Annotated in this window: 16 protein-coding genes; 10 read left to right on the top strand and 6 right to left on the bottom strand. The window is 64.0% G+C overall.

Annotation, left to right across the window (positions count from 1 at the left end):
• Positions 1-8: 8 nt before the first annotated feature.
• On the bottom strand, positions 9-1,034 hold the full coding sequence (locus HAP54_RS34690; protein WP_166294860.1) for a DUF2155 domain-containing protein: 1,026 nt from the start codon (positions 1,032-1,034) through the stop codon (positions 9-11).
• Positions 1,035-1,280: 246 nt separating this feature from the next.
• Here HAP54_RS34690 and HAP54_RS34685 point away from each other — a divergent pair, with 246 nt between their 5' ends.
• From HAP54_RS34685 to HAP54_RS34670, 4 genes are all read left to right on the top strand, one after another.
• Positions 1,281-2,060: an SDR family NAD(P)-dependent oxidoreductase gene (locus HAP54_RS34685; RefSeq protein WP_166294859.1), complete on the top strand. Its 780-nt coding sequence runs from the start codon at positions 1,281-1,283 to the stop codon at positions 2,058-2,060.
• A 36-nt stretch (positions 2,061-2,096) separates the two neighbouring features.
• Entirely contained in the window at positions 2,097-3,038 is a 942-nt protein-coding gene (locus tag HAP54_RS34680; protein ID WP_166294858.1) for an alpha/beta hydrolase, read from the top strand.
• Positions 3,039-3,216: 178 nt separating this feature from the next.
• The gene (locus HAP54_RS34675) at positions 3,217-4,440 is read left to right on the top strand and encodes an SLC13 family permease (protein WP_166294857.1); all 1,224 of its coding nucleotides are present in this window, start codon (positions 3,217-3,219) and stop codon (positions 4,438-4,440) included.
• 200 nt (positions 4,441-4,640) lie between these two features.
• Positions 4,641-5,084 (top strand): hypothetical protein, encoded by a 444-nt coding sequence (locus HAP54_RS34670; RefSeq protein WP_245284732.1) that lies wholly within the window; start codon positions 4,641-4,643, stop codon positions 5,082-5,084.
• Between the two features lie 612 nt (positions 5,085-5,696).
• Here the strand turns inward: HAP54_RS34670 and HAP54_RS34665 are convergent.
• Positions 5,697-6,635: a GlxA family transcriptional regulator gene (locus HAP54_RS34665; protein WP_166294856.1), complete on the bottom strand. Its 939-nt coding sequence runs from the start codon at positions 6,633-6,635 to the stop codon at positions 5,697-5,699.
• Positions 6,636-6,763: 128 nt separating this feature from the next.
• Between HAP54_RS34665 and HAP54_RS34660 the strand changes: the two genes are divergently transcribed.
• Positions 6,764-7,459: a DJ-1/PfpI family protein gene (locus HAP54_RS34660; protein ID WP_166294855.1), complete on the top strand. Its 696-nt coding sequence runs from the start codon at positions 6,764-6,766 to the stop codon at positions 7,457-7,459.
• 46 nt (positions 7,460-7,505) lie between these two features.
• Here HAP54_RS34660 and HAP54_RS34655 read toward each other — a convergent pair whose 3' ends face one another.
• Together HAP54_RS34655 and HAP54_RS34650 are read right to left on the bottom strand one after the other, a co-directional pair.
• Positions 7,506-9,161, bottom strand: coding sequence for a phospholipase D-like domain-containing protein (locus HAP54_RS34655; protein ID WP_166294854.1), 1,656 nt, complete (start codon positions 9,159-9,161; stop codon positions 7,506-7,508).
• A gap of 558 nt (positions 9,162-9,719) precedes the next feature.
• Complete coding sequence (locus HAP54_RS34650) at positions 9,720-10,130, bottom strand: NADH:ubiquinone oxidoreductase subunit NDUFA12 (protein ID WP_029082185.1); 411 nt, start codon at positions 10,128-10,130, stop codon at positions 9,720-9,722.
• Between the two features lie 268 nt (positions 10,131-10,398).
• On the opposite strand from HAP54_RS34650, the gene HAP54_RS34645 reads away from it, so the two are divergent.
• On the top strand, positions 10,399-11,022 hold the full coding sequence (locus tag HAP54_RS34645; RefSeq protein ID WP_166294853.1) for a BA14K family protein: 624 nt from the start codon (positions 10,399-10,401) through the stop codon (positions 11,020-11,022).
• Positions 11,023-11,088: 66 nt separating this feature from the next.
• On the opposite strand, the gene HAP54_RS34640 is transcribed toward HAP54_RS34645, so the two are convergent.
• Positions 11,089-11,985 (bottom strand): DMT family transporter, encoded by an 897-nt coding sequence (locus HAP54_RS34640; protein WP_166294852.1) that lies wholly within the window; start codon positions 11,983-11,985, stop codon positions 11,089-11,091.
• A 179-nt stretch (positions 11,986-12,164) separates the two neighbouring features.
• On the opposite strand from HAP54_RS34640, the gene HAP54_RS34635 reads away from it, so the two are divergent.
• Together HAP54_RS34635 and HAP54_RS34630 are read left to right on the top strand one after the other, a co-directional pair.
• Positions 12,165-12,569: a response regulator gene (locus HAP54_RS34635; RefSeq protein ID WP_166294851.1), complete on the top strand. Its 405-nt coding sequence runs from the start codon at positions 12,165-12,167 to the stop codon at positions 12,567-12,569.
• A gap of 19 nt (positions 12,570-12,588) precedes the next feature.
• Positions 12,589-14,820 (top strand): CHASE3 domain-containing protein, encoded by a 2,232-nt coding sequence (locus tag HAP54_RS34630; RefSeq protein ID WP_166294850.1) that lies wholly within the window; start codon positions 12,589-12,591, stop codon positions 14,818-14,820.
• 350 nt (positions 14,821-15,170) lie between these two features.
• Here the strand turns inward: HAP54_RS34630 and HAP54_RS34625 are convergent, their stop codons facing one another.
• Complete coding sequence (locus tag HAP54_RS34625) at positions 15,171-16,064, bottom strand: DMT family transporter (RefSeq protein ID WP_166294849.1); 894 nt, start codon at positions 16,062-16,064, stop codon at positions 15,171-15,173.
• A gap of 807 nt (positions 16,065-16,871) precedes the next feature.
• Here HAP54_RS34625 and HAP54_RS34620 point away from each other — a divergent pair.
• Positions 16,872-20,645, top strand: coding sequence for a vitamin B12-dependent ribonucleotide reductase (locus HAP54_RS34620; protein WP_166294848.1), 3,774 nt, complete (start codon positions 16,872-16,874; stop codon positions 20,643-20,645).
• 390 nt (positions 20,646-21,035) lie between these two features.
• Positions 21,036-22,100: an AIPR family protein gene (locus tag HAP54_RS34615; protein ID WP_339156787.1), complete on the top strand. Its 1,065-nt coding sequence runs from the start codon at positions 21,036-21,038 to the stop codon at positions 22,098-22,100.
• The last annotated feature ends 293 nt before the right edge of the window (positions 22,101-22,393 follow it).

The following is a 22,393-nucleotide window of genomic DNA, read 5'->3' as shown; positions in this document are numbered from 1 at the left end:
AGTAGGTACTAGTTTCCGAACAAGCCGCCGAACAAACCGCCCGGCCGCTGCTGCTGCTGGGGCGGCGGAGGTGGCGGCTGCTGGTATTGCGGCAACGGCTGCGGCGGCGGACGCGGCGCGGCTTGCTTCGGCGGCGCGCGCTTCTGGGCTGGCGGCGGTGGCGGCGTCGGTGCCTTCGGCGGGTCGGGCGCGGCGGTCACGATGGTCTGGTCCGGCCCTTTGCAGTCGGTCAGCCAGATGTCGTAGATCGGATGCTCGACACCATGCAGGCCAGGGCTTGCCGCGAACATCCAGCCCGAGAATATCCGCTTCACCTCGCCCTGCAGCGTGATCTCGTCGACCTCGACGAAGGCGTCGGTGTTGGCGGCTTCGGTCGACGGCCGCGTGTAGCAGGCATCGGTCTTCACCCGCAGCGCGCCGAACTGCACGGTCTCACCGATTTCCTCGTCGAAATTGATGATGCGGCCGGTGATCTTGTCGAGGCCGGAGAAGCTCGCCTTCTTGTTGGTGATCTTGGTCGAGGGCGGCTCCTGAACCACCTCGTCGCCCGGCTGCAGCGCCGCCGGCGTCTGCGGCGGGGTGCCCTGTGGAGCTCCCTGTGGCGTCCCCTTGGGCTGACGCTGCCCCGGCGGCAGGCCGGGCAAGGGATTTGCGCCGGGCGGCGTATTGGCAACGGCAGGACCGCCGGGCTGCGGCGGCTGCACGGCAACGCCGGGCTGGGTGCCCGGCGGAGCGACCGTGGTGCCGGGCGGCGGCGCCAAAGGTTGCGACTGCACGCTGCCGGGCGGCGGCACCGCCTGCCCTGGCGGCAACGCCCGCGGCTGCGTCGGCAGCAGGCGGCCACGCGGCAATTCCGGCACTTCCTCGTCGTCGTCGCTGGGTTGCTGCACCTGACCGCGCGGAATCGAGCCGGGCGGACGCGGCGCGGGATCGGAGAAAATCGTTCCGATCTGCGCGCGCGCAGGCGGCGCAAGCGAGATGGTTGAGGCGGCAATCAAGGCCGCAAAGCCAGTCAGGGCAATGGTTCGAAGCATCTCGCGCGGCTTTAAAAGGCGAATCGGGCTCGCGACAGTGTACCTTGATATCGGCCGCTCGCAGGTCACCGGTTAACACGCCGAATACGGCGGGGAAAGGGCGGGTCCGGCGCCCTCCCGGCGCTCTGGCCAGCCACTGGTAAGCCCTGGGGACACGTGGGATAGTCCGCACGCTAAAGCCGCGCGGCGACGCGCGAAAATCAGGAAAATCCGGATCGAACCGGACCAGCCAGAGGAAACCCAGACATGCCCGATCGCATCAGGCTCGACGGCCGGGTCGCCGTCGTCACCGGGGCTGCCGGCGTCATCGGAACCGCGACACTCCATCTGCTCGCCGAACGGGGTGCGCGGATTGTCGCAGTCGACCGCAGGGAGGCCGATCTGTCGGCGGCCAGCAAGGGGCTGCCGGCCTCGGCCGAGGCGCTGGCAATCGCAGCCGATGTCACCAGCGAGGATGAGGTCAAGGAGTATGTCCGCGCCGCCGTCGACCGCTTCGGCACCATCGACGCCTTCTACAACAACGCCGGCATCGAAGGCGACATCAAGCCGATCCCGGAATATTCGCTGGAGAGCTTTCGCCGGGTGCTCGACGTCAATGTCGTCGGCGTCTTCCTCGGCATGAAGCATGTGCTGCCGGTGATGCTTAAACAGAACAAGGGCAGCATCATCAACACTGCCTCGATCGCGGGCCTCGTGGGATCGCCGATGATCGCGGTCTATAGCGCGAGCAAGCACGCGGTGATCGGACTGACCAAGAGTGCGGCCTGGGAATGCTCCGGCACCGGCGTGCGCGTCAATTGCGTCTGTCCCGGCATGATCGACAGCCGCATGCTGAGCACGATCCTGCAGGGCCGCAGTGGCGGCAACGCGCCGCCGCCTGTCGAGAAGATCGTCGACCGCATCCCGGCGCGCCGGCTCGGGCTTGCAAGCGAGGTCGCCTCCATCGTCGCGTTCCTTGCCTCCGACGAGGCGAGCTACGTCTCCGGCTCCGCCTACACCGTCGATGGCGGCCGCACCGCCGCGTAACACTTCGGTCCAGCATCGCAAGAAGGTTTGTCGTCCATGCCCGTCGTTCTCGATCCCGATGCCGCCGCCGTCTACAAGGCCTTCCAGGAGGCTGGCCGCCCCGCCTATGAGACGCTGACCGCACCGGAAGCGCGCGAATATTACCGAGCCGCCCGCGTCGTCTCCAATCCCGAGCCGCCGGCGCTTGAATCCAGCAAGCCGCTTTCGATCCCGGCGCCGCACGGCATCATCCCGGCGCGCATCTACACGCCGAAGACACTGCGCAAGACCGACGGGCTGGCGCCGTGCCTGGTGTTCTTCCATGGCGGCGGCTGGGTGATCGGCGATCTCGATACCCATGAGGTGGTCTGCCAGAGGCTCGCCCATGAGGGCGAACTGATCGTGATCTCGGTCGATTATCGGCTGGCACCCGAGCACCGCTTCCCCGCCGCGGTCGATGACGCCGTTACCGCGACCCGATGGGTCGCCGCGAATGCAAAGGGCCTCGGCATCGACGCCGCGCGGCTGATCGTCGGTGGCGACAGCGCCGGCGGCAATCTTGCGGCCGTGGTTGCGCTCACCGCCCGTGACGGCGGACCGAAGCTTGCCGCCCAGCTGCTGATCTATCCCGCAACCGAATTCTCGCGAAAACATCCCTCGCACCGCGAGCCCGAGACCAGCATCCTCCTAACGCATTCGGTGATCGGCTGGTTCGCCAACCACTATCTCGGCGGCGCCGACGGCAGCGACTGGCGCGTCTCACCGGCGCGCGCGACAAGCTTTGCCGGACTGCCGCCGGCCTATGTGCTGACCGCCGGCGCCGATCCGCTGCGCGACGAAGGCGACGAGTACGCGAAATTCCTCAAGGACGCCGGCGTGCCCGTCACCTACCGGCATTTCCCCGGCCAATTCCATGGCTTCTTCACCATGGGCAAGCTGCTCAATCAGGCCAATGTCGCGGTGTCAGAGATCAGCGCCTGGCTGAAGACGCTGGGCTGACGGCCGCCCGGCGAGTGGCCAACCGGATCGGGGCGACGTGGTCTGGCGCCCCCCGATCATGGCTCGAAGCGGCGAGCGCAGCTTGCGGCGCTAGCGCGCCTTGCAGTTCCCCGCGTCGCGCGATAGTGCGGCCGGGCGCGCGTTCACGCCGCCGGGCACTCCAGCCATCGAGATCGCTTTGTTCACGCCTATCCTCGTCTACGGTATCCCTCTCGACTTCATCCTGTTCGCGCTGACGCTGCTCGGCGTCGCGATCTTCCATCACCACACGCTTGCCGTTGCGTTGACGGGCCTGGCGGCGATCGTTGCCTACAAGCTGTTGTTCGCGGGCTTCGCGAAGTTCGGCGCCGGCTTGCCTGGTCTCGTGCACCACATGGAGCATGAGTGGGTCACGCTCGCGAACCTGTTTCTGCTGCTGATGGGCTTTGCGCTGCTGTCGCGCCATTTCGAGGAGAGCCACATCCCCGACAAGATGCCGGCGCTGCTGCCCGATGACTGGAAGGGCGGACTGATCCTGCTCGTGATCGTGTTCGTGCTGTCGGCCTTTCTCGACAACATCGCGGCCGCGCTGATCGGCGGCACCGTCGCGCGCCACGTGTTCCGCGGCCGCGTCCATATCGGCTACCTCGCCGCCATCGTTGCCGCATCGAACGCGGGCGGCTCCGGCAGCGTCGTCGGTGACACCACGACGACGATGATGTGGATCGACGGCGTCAGCCCGCTCACCGTCGTCGACGCCTATGTCGCCGCCGTCGTGGCGATGCTGGTGTTTGCGGTTCCAGCCTCGCTGCAGCAGCATCGCTTCTCCCCGATCGTGAAGGACGCACCGTCCGGCCTGAAGATCGACTGGGCGCGGGTCGCGATCGTCGCGATCATCCTGCTCGCTGCGCTCGCGGCTAATGTCACCGCCAATCTGAAGTTCCCCGCGCTACTCGATGCGCTGCCGGTGCTCGGCCTCGCCGTCTGGGCCGCGATCCTGCTGACCTCGCTGCTGCGCCGCCCGGACTGGTCGGTGATGCCAGAGACGCTCAAGGGCACCGTGTTTCTGCTGGCGCTGGTGACGGCGGCCTCGATGATGCCCGTGGAGAAATTGCCGGCCGCATCATGGCAGACCGCGCTCGGGCTCGGCTTTGTCTCGGCCGTGTTCGACAACATTCCGCTGACGGCGCTGGCGCTGAAGCAAGGCGGCTACGACTGGGGCTTCCTCGCCTACGCGGTCGGATTTGGCGGATCGATGGTTTGGTTCGGCTCGTCCGCGGGCGTCGCGGTGTCGAACATGTATCCGGAAGCCAAGTCAGTGGTCCGATGGATCACCCAGGGCTGGCCGATCATGGTGGCCTACGTCGTCGGTTTCTTCGTGATGCTCGCTTTGCTCGGCTGGCACCCCGACGCGCCGCATTGAGCTCGCCGTCGAGGCCGCCCTACCTCACCCGCCCGGCACAGCGATTGCGGCAGCTGGCCGCAGGCGCGCGGCTGTTCACCAACCTGCTATCGCCAATGCGGAATTTGCCATGCTGCGTTGCACAATGGACTTACGTCAAACTTGTGGAAAAGCAAGACAAATCCGTTGACATTGCTAAACTCAATTTGTCGTAACAACTTATGGAGCGTCGCATGAGTGTTAGTGCAGAAGTCCTCGCCCGCGCCCCGCTGGAACAGTTGCAGGGCGAAGTCGACACGATGAATTCGCATCGACCACGCAGCAACATTCGGCCTCTCTCACCGATGCCGGACTACGTCGAGCACCGCAACGGCGTCAACGAGGTGGGCAAGCTGTCGGCCGAGGCGGTGGTGCGCGAATACGAAGCGGCGGTGAAAGAGATCGAGGCCCTTGGAACGGAACTGCAATTGGCGGCCAAGAATTGCGAGGCAATGGTGGCAGGCGTCCATGACATGATCGCGGAAATCAAGGAGTTCGCCGCAGGTTATCGCGATCAGGGCAAGCGTTTCTTCCTGCAGATCGAAGCCGTCGCGTTGATGACCACGGAGGTCAGGGATACCTGCGAAGCACTCAAGAAGAAGATCGCGACCGACACATTGAGCTAGTAATTTTCGGCTGGGGCACGTTTCGTGCTCAGCGCATTCGTGGATTTCTGCGATCGTGGGCTGATCCTGCGTGAGGTAAATGGCTGCGCTATTCCGGCGCGGCGGAACCGCTAGTTCTGTTCAAAATTAAGTCGTTCAACATCTTGCCCCGCTTCGGCGGGGCATTTGTGCTGTGAGGGCAATCTCTGCGCGCGGCGAGTCCTCGAATGGGCCGGACCTCCGCCAATGACCGATTTTAACGCGCGTCAGGTGCACGTTCGGCCAAGTCCGTTGCCGGAGGCAAAGCGGATATCGCGGACCAGCGGTCGTTAAAGTCCTTGGCCGGGAGCGTGTCCGTGCCGGAGACGGCAATGCCGTCGGTCCGGGACGCGTGCGACCTCATCGTAGCGGCGGTTGCCGTGACAGCTAGCAGGGCAACAGCCACGAACCCGGTAATCGTTCGATGCTTTGTCATTAGAACCTCCTTGGGTCCCCAATGCCCACTTAAGGTAAGTCACGGGAACCTTCGCGCCGGTTCATCAGTGCAAAAACATCATGGATCGTGTGAGATCGGACAACGAGCTTGTCCCAAACTCAAATTGCCTCTGCCGGCAGCGTCAATGAATTTGGCGCCTACCCCACCCGCGCTGCCCGGCGCAGCGATTGCGGCGGCTGGCCGAAGGCGCGGATGAAGGCGCGGCGCATCCGCTCGGGATCGCGGAAGCCGGTGATCTCTGCGACGCGCTCGATCGCCTCGCCCGACGACTGCACGCGCTGCCGCGCCACCTCGATCCTGAGCCGCTCGACCGCTTTCGACGGCGTGGTGCCGGTCTCGGCGATGAAGGCGCGGGTGAAATGCCGCGAGCTCATCCCGGCCTTGTCGGCGAGGTCCTCGACCGTCAGCGGCGCGTCGAGATGCTCGCGCGCCCAGGCGAGCAGCGGCCCGAACCGTCCGTTCGGCGTCTTCAACTCCAGCAGCGAGGAAAACTGCGACTGCCCGCCGCTGCGCCGATGATACAGCACGAGCTGCCGCGCGGTGTTCTGCGCGATCTCGTCGCTGTAATCCTCGGTGATCATCGCGAGCGCGAGATCGATGCCGGCGGTGATGCCGGCCGAGCTCCAGATATTGCCGTCGCGGACGAAGATCTGGTCCGGCTCGAGCTTGATCTTCGGATAGGTCTTCACGAAATGCGGCGTGCGCTGCCAATGCGTGGTGGCGCGGCGGCCGTCGAGCAAGCCCGCTTCGGCCAGCACATAGGCGCCCGAGCAGACGCTGGCGACCCGAATGCCGCGGTCCGCCATCCGCCGTACGAATGAAAGCGTGGTCGGACAGGTCGCCGCTCCGCCCACGCCCATGCCGCCCGCGACGATCAGCGTCGTGATCGCCGCCGACGGCTTGAGTCCGCGCGCCAGCATCTCGACGCCGGACGAAGAGCGCACCGGCCCCGGCTTCACCGCGATCGTCCTGATCGCCGGCGCGTTGTTGGAAAGGCGCGCGGCGATCTCGAAGGCCGCGATCGGGCCGGCCGCGTCGAGCAGCTGGAAGTCCGGAAAGATCAGGATGCCGATCATCGCCAAATCCTCGCAAACGGCGTTACGTTCCGAATGGCCTTACGTCTTAAAATGAGGGAAATACGCCATTTTGGACGGAAGGCCATCATGGCATCGTGGTTCCGTCAAGCGCTATTTGGAGACTTCCGATGTCCGAACCCCTGCAGATTGGATTGCTGATCTTCCCGAAAGTGACCCAGCTCGATTTCACCGGCCCGCTGCAGGTGTTTTCGGCCGTCCCCGGCGCCAAGGTTCACCTGATCTGGAAACGGATCGAACCCGTTCCGACCGATTCCGTCATGGTGCTCACGCCGACCATGACGTTTGCCGATTGCCCGCAGCTCGACGTGATCTGCGTGCCCGGCGGAGCCGGCACCAACGACATGGTCGGCGACGAGGAGATGCTCGCCTTCCTGCGCAAGCAGGCCGCCGGCGCGAAGTACATCACTTCGGTCTGCACGGGATCGCTGGTGCTTGGCGCGGCCGGCCTGCTCAAAGGCTATCGCGCCACCACGCATTGGAGCGCGATCGATTTCCTGGCCGGCTTCGGCGCGATCCCGACGAAGACGCGCGTCTGCGTCGATCGCAACCGCTTCACCGGCGGCGGCGTCACGGCCGGAATCGATTTCGCGCTGACGCTGGTGTCGGAGCTTGTCGACCGCAAGACCGCCGAAGCGATCCAGCTTGGGATCGAATACAATCCCGCACCGCCCTTCAATGCCGGCTCGCCCGACACCGCGCCGGCCGAGATCCTCGCTCTGGTGAAGGAGCGGATCGCGCCATCGCAGACACGCCGCACCGAACAGATGAACCGTGCCGCGGCGAATTTGGCGCAGACGGGATAGCCGGCCTGCATGCGCGCGGCGCGTCGGCGCCGCGCTCCTGCCCGGCTTACGTGCTTGATCTCGCAAAATAGCGGCGCCGCACCGACCGCTCCGTCGTGCCAAAATAATCCCGCCACCAGTCGCCGTGCTCGAGCGGTTTCGGCGGCTTCTTGTCGTCGCGCCATTTCAGGGACTCCCGAAACGCGTGATGGCTGTACAGGCGCATGTACTCACCAAAATAAATATCAGCGATCCGCTTGTTGCCGCGCACCACGATCATGTTCTCGTCATTGTTGGTGGTCGAGGCATCGCTGAAATTGGCCGAGCCCGCCACCACGGTCGGGTCGTCGGAAAGCGGGTCGACCAGCATGAACTTGTTGTGAACGTAGCGCACGTTTGAATTCAGTCCGCTCAGCTTCTCCTTGAGCCAGCCGTCGACCGCGGTGGTCCTGATGAAGTCGCCGATCGCGAAGGTGTTCTCGGGCATATTCCTCAGCTGCTGGATGTCCTGCTCTTCCTTCTTCTTCTCCGGACCATCCTTCATCGGGCGGGTTGTTTTCTCCAGCAGCGCCATTCGAAATGGCGCGCGGGAGGTTCGATAGACGTCCTTGAAGAGCTTGTTGATCCCGAACGCGAACGTCATGAAAAGCGCCTGGTCCGCGCTCGCGGCGAGTTTCGCGTAGTATTGCAGTGCCTCGAGGCCCCTGCGCGGGCTGAAGATCACCGACGTCCCCTTCGGCGGCGGCAGCTTCGGCACCTTGGTGATCTCGTCCACCCGGTCGCGTGCCTCGGGCGTATCCGGGTCTTCAGCCAGCATGTTCCAGTAAGTCAGGTAGCGCTCGGCGACCGCGGGGTCCTCGACGCGATGACCGACGTTGGAATGGCCGAAGATGCCGCCGCTCGAGAAATTCGTCCCGCCCGTCCAGACCGAGAGCGCCTCGTTTCCTTTCATCTTCACGATGAACTTGTTGTGCGAGATGTAGGATTTGCCCTTCTTGCGTGGCCTGCAGAATGCACCGATCCCGGTGTCCTTGATGGCGTTGGTGTTTGCCTCGCCAGGGTCGGCCTTCCGCTTGTCGAACACCACCTTCACGTCGACGCCGCGGCTCTCGGCCTTCTTGAGCAGCTTGAGAAAGGGCTCGTAATGAAATTCATAGGCGGCGATGCGCAACCTGTCGCCGCGGCCGCATGACTCCACATAGGCTTCGAGCGCCTCGTAGAGCCCGCGTGACAACCAGATGAATGCCTGGTTGTTGGGGACCTTGTCCGGGGCGCGATTGCCGAAGCGGCGGGCGTATTCCTGCGAGGCGGCGACGCCGCGATTGAAATAGACGTCCTGATCGCCGCCCTCCGGGCTTTCCGTCGTGATATCGACGGAGGTCTCGGCAAAGATCTTCAGATCCCTTGGCGTCCCCTTGAGCGCTGCGATCGTGTAGGTGTAGTCGTGCCCCGGCTTGGCGCTGTAATCGCTCCATTGAAAGCTCTGGATCGGCTGGTCCTTCGTTGAGTAGGTCGCGCCCGTCGGAAATCCCGGGTCGGTTTCCGCGAACGCCTTCATGCCTTCGAGGTATTTGGCTTCGTCTTCCGTGTGATCCACGCGATGGATGGAAAAGCCCTTGAGGCCGTTGCATGATCGCTGCGGCAGATCGAATCCCAGCATCACGACATAGGTCCCGGCGACGGCGTGAACCTTGAGGCCCTTGGTCGTCTTGGTGACGCGCATGGCAATCTCCAGCGAAAATCGAGCAAACAATCTCTTCGTGTGAGCGATAATTTCACAACTTCGGCGAGAATTGGCAATCCGGGAAGAGGACAAAACAGCGCGGGACCATGCCGGCGGCGCGCCGGCGTGCCGATCACGCAAAGCGGCCGGTCACGCGCCAAGAACCAGTTGAGCGCCAAGTACGAGTTACGCGCAAAGAAAAAGGCCGCCCAGTTTCCCGGGCGGCCCTTCCTGTCTCACGGTAGCCTCACATTTGCGGGCGATTTCAGGACGTCTGTACCGGGGGCCTATCTCCCGGCCGCATCCAACTCGGAGGCCGCTGCTTATCGGGACAGTCGCGATCTGGAGCCCGATCCGACGCGATGGTTTCCCATCTCCGTAAGATGGCTTCATTGAGCCGCGAACCCGTGCGCGGCGCAAGCGGACATGTTCGGCTGCCGCCCCTCTGTCCCCGCTGTTACCGTTGTCCACAGGCACGCACTTGCGTCACCACGCGCACGCGTGCGGTGCACGCGCGGCGTGACGCAGATGCACGTCCGAAACGGCAATGCGTGAAGGTCAGCTTCCCGGCGTCCAGGCGTGGTAGTCGCCGGTCGCCTTGGGGCGGCGACCGCTCGCCAGCGTCGAGCCGGACGGACGATAGGCCTGCGCGGTGCCGGTCATGTTCGGGAGATGCGGCTTCTCCCATTCCCGCGCCGTGTAGGTCTCTTCGGTCGGGGGCACGTCGACGGTGTGATGCAACCAGCCGTGCCAGCCCGCCGGGATGCGGGACGCTTCGGCGTAGCCGTTATAGACCACCCAGCGCCGCTCGAAATGCAGGGTCGGGTCGATCTCGCCGCCCTTGGTGCGATAGTAGCGATTGCCCTGCTCGTCCTCGCCGACCAGCTCGCCGAATCGCGAGGTCCACAATTGCGTGCCAAAGGTCTGGCCGTTCCACCAGGTGAAGAATTTCAGCAGGAATTGTTTCATGCGCGGCCGGTCGTCGGTTCGAGGCAGTCAGGCTCTGATGCCACCTCAAACCCCAAATGTCCAGCCGCCGCCAAGGTAACCGCGCACTCCCCCGAACGGCCCCGATCACGAACCCGTTTGGCGACCAAATGACGCGGTCACGGGCGGTTTTGTTCAGCCACCATACATGCGCCGCCTGCCAAGCAAAGATGACGCACAATCAATGTGGAGCGCAGGAACGTCTGACCGCAGAGATGGTTAGACATCACCTGTTTTGATGGAGTTCAAAATGATCAATATGAAGGTTCTGAGCACCGCCGCGGCGCTGGCGCTTGCGCTGCCGATGGTGATGCCGACCGCCTCGTTCGCACAGTCCGGTGCGCAGATGGGTGCGATGGGCGGCGGCGGTGGCGCGCGCGGTGGCGGTGGCGGTGGCGGTGGCGGTGGACACATCGGCGGTGGCGGTGGCGGCGGCCATATCGGCGGCGGTGGCTTTGGCGGCGGCCGTGGTGCGGCCATGGGAGCCGGCCCGCGCGTTGGCGGCGGTGGCCAGTGGGCTGGCGGCGGAGGCGGTGGCCGCCAGTGGGCTGGCGGTGGCGGCGGCGGTCGCTGGCATGGCGGTGGCGGCGGTTGGCGCGGCGGCTATCACCGTGGCGGCGGATACTGGCCCGGCGCGGTTGCCGGTGCGGTGGTCGGCGGTGCCCTCGCCTCGGGCGCGTATTATGGCTCCGGTTACGGCTATGGCCCCGGATACTATGACGACAGCTACGGCTATTACGATGAACCGTCAGTCGCCGTAGAAGCCGTGCCGGGTGGTGGCGACGCGAGCTACTGCGCGCAGCGCTACAAGTCCTACGATCCGGGCTCCGGCACCTATCTCGGCTATGACGGCCTGCGGCACCCCTGCCCGTAATGGCGGTCTGACGTTCAAGTTTGCGAAGGGCGGCGGCAACGCCGCCCTTTTTCATGTGCGCAAGGTTCACGTGCGCAAGGCCACCGCGACGGCTGCGAACGTCACCACCAGCGCCGCGACATCGCTGGTGCTGAGCGGCTCGCGCAGCATCGCCGCTGCCGCCAACACACCGACGACGGGCACCAGCAGCGTGCCGATCGATGCGGTTGCCGCCGGCAGCCGTTCCAGCGCCGCGAACCAGCAGACATAGCAAAGGCAGAACTGGATCAGCGTCATGTAGATCATCGACGCCCAGCCGAATCGCGACAGCGCGACCAATTGCGGTTGCTCGATCAGGACGCCGATGATCGCAATCGGCACGCAGCCGATCGCAAGCTGCCAGGCCGCGAGCGACAATGGCGGCATCGCGAGCTTGAAGGACTTGGTCAGCACCGTGCCAAGCCCAACACACACCGCGCCCGCGAGCGCAAACAGAATGCCCGGCAACTTGCCGAGGCTTGCGTCGAGACCGCCGCCGCCGATCAGCGCTGCGATGCCGGCGAGCGCCACCGCAAGCGAAAGCGCGCGCGGCAGCGACACGCGCTCGCCGAGCACCGGCCAGGCCACCAGCGCGACCCACACCGGGATCGTGATCCCAAGCACGGCCGCCTCGCTGGCCCGCAGCCAGATCAGCGCCAGCCCCATCGAGGCGACCCAGCCACCGATCGCCAGTGTCGAGACCAGGGCAAGCCGCCACCACATGCCCGGCGGAACACGCAGCGTCTGCCCCCGCGCGACCGCCACCAGACCGAGCGCGAGCGCGCCGACCACGCCGCACAACCCGCGCGAGGACAGCGGCGGCCACTCGCTTAGCAGAAATTTCATGATCGGGAAGTTGAGTCCCCAGCCGGTCGAGGCTACCACCAGGAATGCGAGGCCAAGCGGTGACAGCGGAGCGCGGCCGGCGGCTGGAACTGCGGTCATGGACCTGTCGTAAAGGGAATGGACAAATACAGGTGATGTGTCAGGGCTAGCTGGAAATCAGCTTGTCAGCAAACAGCATATGCATTCTATGATACAGACTTTCCGTCGCGGTTCCGCCTTAATCGGCAAACGGGCCAAGCGAGTCGCCGGCACGCGAGGCCATAGCAAGAGGATGCATCGTGCCGAGCGTTCTCGTGGTCGATGACGACCCGATGGTGTGCGTTGCCATCGAGGTCTGTTTGCAGCGCCAGGGCTTCGAGGTCACCGTCGCCGACGGTGGTGAGGCCGGCATGCGCGCGCTGGAGAACGGCACGTTCGACGTGATGCTAGTCAACGTCTTCATGCCGCATATGCGGGGCTTCGAGGCGATCCGGATCTTCCACGAACGCGCCCCCGATATTCCTGTGATCGCGATGTCCGGCTACGCTTTCGCCAATGCCGACCGCGCGCCGGACTTCCTGCGGATGACGATCGAGCTCGGTGCGTCCGCCTGCCTGCGCAAGCCGTTTACCCCGCAGGCGCTGATTGCCGCCGTGAACGAATGTCTTGCCAAGTACACTCCTTCCGCTCGTCTTTCGAAGTAATTGCTCGTACTAATCGTCGATGGCTTCCCAACGTCTCATCCTCGGTAGCGGCCTTGCGATCCTTCTCGTCATCAGCGCGGCGTCGATCGGGCTGGACGTCAGGTCGCGCAGCGAGATTGATTCGGTCGAGCGCACGCTCAGCGTCCTCAAGCGTATTTCGGATGCGCGGGCGCTGCCGCGCAGCGTCGAAAGCGCGGCACGCGGCTTCGCGCTGACCGGCGACGCGTCCTTCGCCGACGAATTCCGCGAGCAGAGCACAGCCCTCACCGCCGCCTTCGACGGCCTGATGGCCGCGGTGAAGTCGGCGCCCGACGAGGCGCAGCTGATCACGGGCACCAGGGCAGATGTCAAGCGCGCCATCGCGCTCGGCGCCGAACTGATCCGCATGCGCAGCGCGGGCGACACCGCCGGCGCTGCGGCGCTGATCTCCGCGGGCGAGAGCCGCGCGCTGATGGACAAGGTTGGAGCGGCGCTCGACCGCCTGGTCACCGAAGAGCGCCGCCTGCTCGGGATTCGCACCGGACAGTCGAAGACCAACGGACGGCTGCTGCTGGCGATCGACCTCGCCGGCGTGGTGCTGATCCTGCTGCTTGCGGTCGCGCTGACGCTGGCGGCCCGCCGTGCCAGCCGCGAACTGCAGGGCGCGCTCAGCGCCACCAAGGCCACTAATTTGTCGCTCGAGGGCAAGGTCGCCGAACGCACCAAGGATCTCGGCGCCGCGCTCGAAGGGCTGCGCCGTTCCACCTCGGTGATGGAAACCACCTTCCGCAGCATGGCGGAGGCGGTGCTGGTGATCGATGCCGCCGGCGTCGTGCTGCTCTCGAACCCGGCCGCCGAGAAGATGCTGCGCTACAAGCCGGGCATGACGCTCCGGCAGCTGCGCGCGATGAGCAACGTTTTCCAGTCCGACGGCGAGACGCCGATGCAGGCCGACGACATGCCCTCGGCCAAGGCGCTGCGCGGCGAGGAATTCGACGGGCTGGAATTCGTCGCCAAGCCGGTCCGCGGCGCCCCCCCGATTCACCTCGTGGTGTCGGGTTGCCCGCTGCGCGACGGCGACGACGCCATCACCGGCGCCGCGCTGATCTATCACGACATCACCGCCTCGCGCGAAACCGAGCACAAGCTGCAACAGGCGCAGAAGCTCGACGCCATCGGCAAGCTGACCGGCGGCGTCGCGCACGACTTCAACAACATGCTGACTGTCATCACCGGCACCACCGAGACGCTGGTCGACAGCCTGCGCAACCAGCCGAAGCTGGCGCAAACCGCCGAACTGATCGACCGCGCCGCCGAGCGCTGCCGCGAGCTGATCCAGCATCTGCTCGCCTTCGCCCGCCGCCAGCCGCTCGAGCCGCGCACCGTCGACATCAACGGCACCGTGGTCGATATCGCAAAACTGCTGCGGCCGACGCTCGGCGAGCAGATCGAGATCGATTCGGTGCTCGCCCCCGATGTCGCCAGCGTCCATATCGATCCGTCGCAGCTTGCCAACTCGCTGCTCAACATGGCGATCAACTCGCGCGACGCGATGCCGAACGGCGGCAAGCTGCTGTTCGAGACCAGCAACATCGTGCTCGACGACGCCTATGCCGCGACCAACCCCGACATCACGCCGGGCCGCTACGTGCTGCTCGCGGTCAGCGACACCGGCACCGGCATGTCGCACGCGGTGCAGGACAAGGTGTTCGAGCCGTTCTTCACCACCAAGGAGGTCGGCAAGGGCTCCGGCCTCGGCATGAGCATGGTCTACGGCTTCGTCAAGCAGTCCGGCGGCCATATCAAGATCTACAGCGAGGAAGGCCACGGCACCACGATCAAGCTCTATCTGCCCCCTGCCCGCGGCCAGGTCGAGGCAACGGCGCCGGAGCCGGTGCGGCGCGGCAGCGAAGTCATCCTTGTGGTGGAGGACGACCAGCTGGTGCGCAACTACGTGGTCACGCAGCTTGGCGCCCTCGGCTACAAGACCATTGCCGTGCCCGACGCCCGCGCCGCGCTGGCACTGGTCGACAAGGGCGAGAAGTTCGACCTGTTGTTCACCGACGTGATCATGCCCGGCGGCATGAACGGCCGCCAGCTCGCCGACGAAGTGAGAAAACGGCGGCCCGGCCTCAAGGTGCTCTACACCTCGGGCTACACCGAGAACGCGATCGTGCATCACGGCCGCCTCGACGAAGGCGTGCTGCTGCTCGCAAAGCCCTACCGCAAGGCGCAGCTCTCCAGCATGCTGCAGCAGGCGCTCGGCGAGTGATGCGACGCCTCGACCTCTCCTCGGTTGCGGCAGGGCGATCGCAGGGGTGCACTGCCAAAATATCGAAAACAACCCCATGCAAAGGAGCCGACGGCCGCCGACGTTCGCCACGGTGCCTTGACACGACGAGCTAATCCGCGACACTCTTCCGTTATTCAGAAATCATGCAACCACCCTTCACTCTGGGGCTGTCGCATATTGCGTTTGCGGACTTCTGCAACTGACGTTGCCACGTCGTCATGGCCGGGCTTGTCCCGGCCATCCACGTCTTCTTTTGCTCAGAGGCCAAAGACGTGGATGCCCGGCACAAGGCCGGGCATGACGAGTTTGTGGCGCAGAGCGAGACGCAGCTACCGCGTCGCCAGCGCGACGCCGGCGAGCGTGAACAGCAGCGCGGTGATCTGGATCGGCCCGAGCGGCTCGCCGAGCGCTATCGCCGACGCCACCACGCCGATCACAGGCACTGCCATGGTGCCGATCGCCGCCACCGAGGCCGGCAGGCGGGCGAGCGCGGCAAACCAGGCGACATAGGCAACGCAGAACTGGATCAGCGTCGAATAGACCAGGAGCCACCAGCCGATCGTCGTCACCCTCTCGAGATGCGTGGTCTCGACCAGGAGGCCGACGATTGCGATCGGCACGCAGCCGAGGCCGATCTGCCAGGCCGCGGCCGGGATCGGCGGCATCACCAGAGGGTATTTCTTCGCCAGCACCGTGCCGAGCGCAAAGCCGAAGGCGCCGCAGAGCGCCATGATGATTCCCGGCAGCTTCTCCTTGCTGGCGGAAATGCCGTTGCCGCCCATGATCGCCGCGAGCCCCGCGAACGCCATCACCAGCGCGATGGTGCGCAGCAGCGTCGGCCGCTCGCCGAGCACCGGCCAGGCCAAGAGCGAAGCCCATACCGGCATGGTGTAGGCGATCAACGCGGTCTCGCTCGCCGGCAGCCAGAGCAGCGCCAGCCCCATCAGCACCATCCAGCCGGTGACGTTGAGCGCCGCATACAGCACGAGCCGTGGCCACAGCCGAGCCTCGACCTGCAGGCTCTGCGCGCGGATCAGCGCCAGCACCGCCAGCAGCACCGCGCCGATCACGCCGGTGGTGCCGCGCAGCGTCAGCGGCGGCAGCTCGCTGAGCAGGAATTTTGTGGACGGCCAGTTGAACCCCCAGCCCACCGAAGTGATGGCGAGGAACATCAGGCCGGCGGGCGCAAGGCGCGGCCGCGCGTGAGGCTTCTGGTCTGTCATGGAACCCGGCGGGGGATGTGAGTCGGCCGCAGCTTGCCCGCGATTTTGTCGCCCGACCATCACGCCCCTGACATGCCTGATCCTTAGTTTGCCCGTAGCCCTACGTGAGTCCCTAAAATTCAATCCGGGACGGCGAATAAAAACTTCGCCTGTGAACAGCGGGGCGAAACTCCAATCCACAGGCGGAGCGAATTTTTTTGGCTTGGGAATCCCTGAGGACTCACCGATAGTTGGCTCGATCACAGGCGCGGCACCGACCCCTGTTATCCCCCTCCATCCACCATATTTAGTGTTTGATTCAGAAACTCGTACTAGTCCTTGACGGGTGAGACGGACATGGCCTAGTTTTCAACCTGTTCGGCGCGAGTGTGTTTGGGTTCCCGCCGGTCGCTCCCACAAGGGTACCAAAATGACCACTCCGCCAGGCCTTCGGGCCGCGGGTGAAGGGCTTGTCTGCCCTGATTTTGGGCCGCCGTTGGGACGACAACGGCCGCGAAGGACCCGGAAACAGAGGCCGGAACCGGCCCGAGAGAAGCGTACGCGTGACGTGTCGCGTGAAGCGTTTTGGGGCGTTGAATGCATGACCCGGAGGACCCGACCAGTCGGGCGCCGTTCCGGGGATATGCCGCCGCAGGGCCGGGTCAAACCGGCGCCGAGCGGACGAGAGAAACAGGCCGGATCCACCGGCTGAGCTGCGGATGACGGGAGGCGTGCTGACGCGTGTTCCGGTCGTTCGTGAACGGATAACATTCCGGCAACCTGCGGAGAAAACGTGGGGCCGGGCAGAAGAAGAGACGGGGCTCGACCATGCAAATCGATCGGCGCAATACTACCAGCGGACAATCTCCCTATGCCGGGATCAATTTCCGCCTGACCACATCAGAGATCCGCAATCCGGACGGCTCGGTCGTGTTCCGCGCCGAGAATGTCGAGGTGCCGGAGTTCTGGTCGCAGGTCGCCTCCGACGTGCTGGCGCAGAAGTATTTCCGCAAAGCCGGCGTGGCCGCGCGCCTGAAGAAGGTCGAGGAAGAGACCGTACCGTCCTGGCTGTGGCGTTCGGTGCCCGACACCGAGGCGCTCGCCCTGCTGCCCGAGAACGAGCGCATCGTCGGCGAGACCAGCGCAAAACAGGTGTTCGATCGCCTCGCCGGCTGCTGGACCTATTGGGGCTGGAAGGGCGGCTACTTCTCTTCGGAAGAAGACGCCCTCGCCTTCTTCGACGAGCTCCGCTTCCAGCTCGCCAAGCAGATGGTCGCGCCGAACTCGCCGCAGTGGTTCAACACCGGCCTGCATTGGGCCTATGGCGTCGATGGCCCCGGCCAGGGCCACTATTACGTCGACTGGAAGACCGGCAAGCTGACGAAATCGAAGTCGGCCTATGAGCATCCGCAGCCGCACGCCTGCTTCATCCAGGGCGTCGGCGACGACCTCGTCAACGAGGGCGGCATCATGGACCTCTGGGTGCGCGAGGCGCGCCTGTTCAAATATGGCTCCGGCACCGGCTCCAACTTCTCGAGCCTGCGCGGCGAAGGCGAAAAGCTCTCCGGCGGCGGCCGCTCCTCCGGCCTGATGAGCTTCCTCAAGATCGGCGACCGCGCAGCCGGCGCGATCAAGTCGGGCGGCACCACCCGCCGCGCCGCCAAGATGGTCGTGGTCGATGCCGACCATCCGGACATCGAGACCTATATCGACTGGAAGGTGAAGGAGGAGCAGAAGGTCGCAGCACTCGTCACCGGCTCCAAGATCAACCAGAAGCACCTCAAGGCCGTGATGAAGGCCTGCGTCAATTGCGAAGGCAGCGGTGACGACTGCTTCGATCCCGAGAAGAACCCTGCCCTGCGCCGCGAGATCAAGCTCGCGCGCCGCAGCCTGGTGCCCGACAACTACATCAAGCGCGTCATCCAATTTGCAAAACAGGGCTACAAGGACATCCAGTTCGACATCTACGACACCGACTGGGATTCCGAGGCGTACCTCACCGTCTCCGGCCAGAACTCCAACAACTCGGTGTCGCTGAAGGACGACTTCCTGCGCACGGTGGAAACCGACGGCGACTGGAATCTGGTGGGACGCACCACCAAGAAGGTGACCAAGACGCTGAAGGCCCGCGACCTCTGGGAAAAGATCGGTTACGCCGCCTGGGCGTCGGCCGATCCCGGCCTGCACTTCAACACCACGATGAACGACTGGCACACCTGCAAGGCGTCCGGCGACATCCGCGCGTCCAATCCGTGCTCGGAATACATGTTCCTGGACGACACGGCGTGCAATCTGGCCTCCGCCAACCTGCTCACCTTCTACAACACGAGCACCAAGCGCTTCGACATCGAGTCCTACGAGCACCTCTGCCGGCTCTGGACCATCGTGCTGGAAATCTCCGTCATGATGGCCCAGTTCCCGTCGAAGGCGATCGCCGAACTCTCCTACGAATTCCGCACCCTCGGCCTCGGCTTCGCCAACATCGGCGGCCTGCTGATGACCATGGGCCTGCCCTATGACTCGAAGGAAGGCCGTTCGCTCTGCGGCGCGCTGACCGCTGTGATGACCGGCATCTCCTACAAGACCTCGGCCGAGATGGCGGGCGAGCTCGGCACCTTCCCGGGCTACAAGAAGAACGCCGCGCACATGCTGCGCGTGATCCGCAACCACCGCCGCGCCGCGCACGGTGAAAGCCGCGGCTATGAGGCGCTCGCCGTCAATCCGGTGGCGCTCGACCACACCTCCTGCCCGCAGGCCGACATCGTCGCGCATGCCAGGCTGGCTTGGGACGACGCGCTGGCGCTGGGTGAAGTGAACGGCTATCGCAACGCGCAAGTGACGGTGGTGGCGCCGACCGGCACCATCGGCCTGGTGATGGATTGCGACACCACCGGCATCGAGCCCGACTTCGCGCTGGTGAAGTTCAAGAAGCTCGCCGGCGGCGGCTACTTCAAGATCATCAACCAGGCGGTGCCGGCGGCACTGCGCGCGCTCGGCTATCGCGAGAGCGAGATCGCGGAGATCGAGGCCTACGCTGTCGGCCACGGCTCGCTGTCGAATGCGCCTGGCATCAACGCCTCGACCCTGAAGACCAAGGGCTTCACGGACGAAGCGATCGCAAAAGTGGAAAAGGCGCTGCCGACCGCGTTCGACATCAAGTTCGCCTTCAACAAGTGGACCTTTGGCGAGGATTTCATTCGCGACACGCTCGGCATCAGCGCTGAGGCCATTGCCACCCCCGGCTTCGACCTGCTCGCGGCCGTCGGCTTCACCAAGCGCGAGATCGAGGCCGCCAACGTGCATATCTGCGGCGCGATGACGGTCGAAGGCGCGCCACACCTGAAGGCCGAGCACTATCCCGTGTTCGACTGCGCCAATCCCTGCGGCAAAATCGGCAAGCGTTATCTCTCGGTCGAGAGCCACATCCGGATGATGGCGGCTTGCCAGCCGTTCATCTCGGGCGCGATCTCCAAGACCATCAACATGCCGAACGACGCCACGGTGGAGGACTGCAAGTCCGCCTACTTGCTGTCGTGGAAGCTGGCGCTGAAGGCCAACGCGCTGTACCGCGACGGTTCAAAACTCTCGCAGCCGCTCAACTCGCAGCTCATCTCCGACGATGAGGACGAGGACGACGCAGTCGAGGCGCTCTACGAGAAGCCGATGGCGGCGCGCGCCGCCCAGGTCTCGGAGAAGATCGTCGAGAAGCTGGTCGAGCGCATCATCGTGATGCGCGAGCGCGAGAAGATGCCCGATCGCCGCAAGGGTTACACCCAGAAGGCTGTTGTCGGCGGCCACAAGGTCTATCTGCGCACCGGCGAATATGACGACGGACGGCTCGGCGAGATCTTCATCGACATGCACAAGGAAGGCGCCGCACTGCGCTCCTTCATCAACAACTTTGCGATCGCGGTCTCGCTCGGGCTGCAATACGGCGTGCCGCTGGAAGAATATGTCGACGCTTTCACCTTCACGCGCTTCGAGCCCGCGGGTCCGGTGCAAGGCAACGACTCCATCAAGTACGCGACCTCGATCCTCGACTATGTCTTCCGCGAGCTCGCGGTGAGCTACATGAGCCGCTTCGACCTCGCCCATGTCGATCCGAACGAAAGCGGCTTCGACGCGCTCGGCAAGGGCGTCGAGGAAGGCAAGGAGCCGGATGAGGCCCCCACCCACCAGGCGACGAAGTACGTGTCGAAGGGCTTGACCCGTTCGCGCACCGACAACCTCGTCGTCATGCGCGGCGGCTCGGCCGCAGTCAGCGGCAACGCCGATAACGCCCCCGCCGGCGGCAGCCGCGTCACCGCACTCGCTCCGCACGGCGCAACCGCCCGCGGCGTCTCCGACACCATCGAAGGCGCCGTCGCCCTGAAGCAGGAGGTCAGCCACGACCTCTCGCCGACCGAGAAGCTCGAAGCGCTGAACTGGAGCAAAGCCGGCACCGCCGCAGCCGTCGCACCATCCAAGGCGGAGCGTCGCGCCGAAGCGAAGGCCAAGGGCTACGAAGGCGAGATGTGCTCGGAGTGCGGCAACTTCACGCTGGTGCGGAATGGGACCTGCATGAAGTGCGATACTTGCGGAAGCACGACGGGGTGTTCGTGAGGCGCGAGTGCCCGGGACTAGCCCCGGGCACTTTTTTTTGAGGACGTCAGGTAACGCGATGAAAGATAAGCGCATCTACATCGAGCGCCGCCAAGAAGGTGATTATGACCGCTTCCAGGACGGCGACTCAGTCCAATGACGTGAGCCTGATGCCCAGAAAGTCGCCGGAATTTCAGCGACATCCGGAAGAGCTTTGTCAGCGGCCCCTTCCCTCGGCATGACGGTTCATGTGGATAAGTACATCGGCAAGCGAATTTCCGCTGCAGTATTATTTTGCCTTCAAAATGATTCGCGAAGCGACGTTGAGTGAAGGAATAGCCATGACACTGGTCGCCTCAATCCATGACCAACCGATTAGACGGTTAATTTTGAACCTCGCAGGAACTCCGCTTGGGAATCACGCCAATGTCCGCTGGCTCACTTTCACTCACAAGAAATGACCCTACTCTTCTCGATTGGTCGCTCGTCGAGAAGGGCATCTCCAACAGGCTCGATTCATCGCCGAGCCGAGAGCACGCTTTCCACTGCTACCTCCTAGAGAATGTCTTTAACATTCTGCCTGATGCAGCGGACGACTACATTATTGATGGTGGGTCGGATCGCGGCATTGATTTCATCATAGTCGATCACGAGTCGCGCACGATCGATATGGGATCAACCAAGGTTGTCGCAACCTTTAAGAAGTCACAGAACAATTTTCCGGGCGCGACTATCGATAAGATCATTTCCTTTGTGGACGATCTCCTGCACCGGAGAGACTCGTTACTCACGGTAGACAGCAATCCACTTCTCCGGCTGAAGGTTGAAGAGATTTGGGACGCCCTTGAGCACGATACATACGAAATTCGGGTTCATTTATTCTCCAATCAAAGACCCCTGGCTTCCGCCGCAAGAGAGCGGTTAGAGACTTATCTGTCGCGCAGCAGCGTCAGCCTCTTCGAGAGACACCTGTTTGAATTATCACATGGAGCAATACGAGCTTCGAAGCCGCGGTTTACAAAAACGCTAAAGGCAAACGCCGAAAATAGTTTTGAGTACAAAGAAGTGAAAGCCAGAGCATTAGTTGCGAGGCTGAGCCTTCCCGAGCTTTATGAATTTCTCCGCGATCCAAATGGAAAGGATTTTGACGAGCGTCTCGTCGCTCAGAACGTTCGTTACTTCCTAGGTAGCAGCGTCCCTGTCAATCGAGAAATCCGTGACACGCTCATCGCTGGTCGGGCGGATGAATTTTCATTACTCAACAACGGCATGACGATTGTGTGCGATCAGATGGTTATGGTTGCCGGTGGCTGCTTTCCAATACGACTTGTGAACCCGCAGATTGTCAACGGTGGACAGACTGCCGTAGTCATTCATTCTGTTGGCACCTCTCCGCCGCGGAGCTTTTCGGACGGCTCTATCAACGTCAAGTTTGTAGAGACATCCACGGTCGGCCGACAGTGCCACATCAAATGAGCCTCCCGCTATGATACTGACGTCTGCGAAATGTAGGTAGCAAGTGCGGATTAGCCGAAGGCGTAATCCGCCGCTTCGCTCGCAACAGTCGCGGCGGGTTACGCTTCGCGAGCCCGCCCTATTCGTTTCGATCACGTTTGCGGCTACCTCTCCGCCGAAGGCGTTGATAGCGATCGAGCCGTTATCCGCCACGCTGGCATCAAAAAGCACGTTCCCGTCGTCCGAAAAGACCTCCATGCGGATACCGTCGAAGGCGACATTAGAGGCCCATTGATATCTCATGGTGCGATCTT

The sequence above is a fragment of the Bradyrhizobium sp. 2S1 genome (genome assembly GCF_011516625.5).
Taxonomy (GTDB): domain Bacteria; phylum Pseudomonadota; class Alphaproteobacteria; order Rhizobiales; family Xanthobacteraceae; genus Bradyrhizobium; species Bradyrhizobium septentrionale.
The sequence above is the reverse complement of the archived record's forward strand: the minus strand, read 5'-3'. Positions and strand labels throughout refer to the sequence as shown.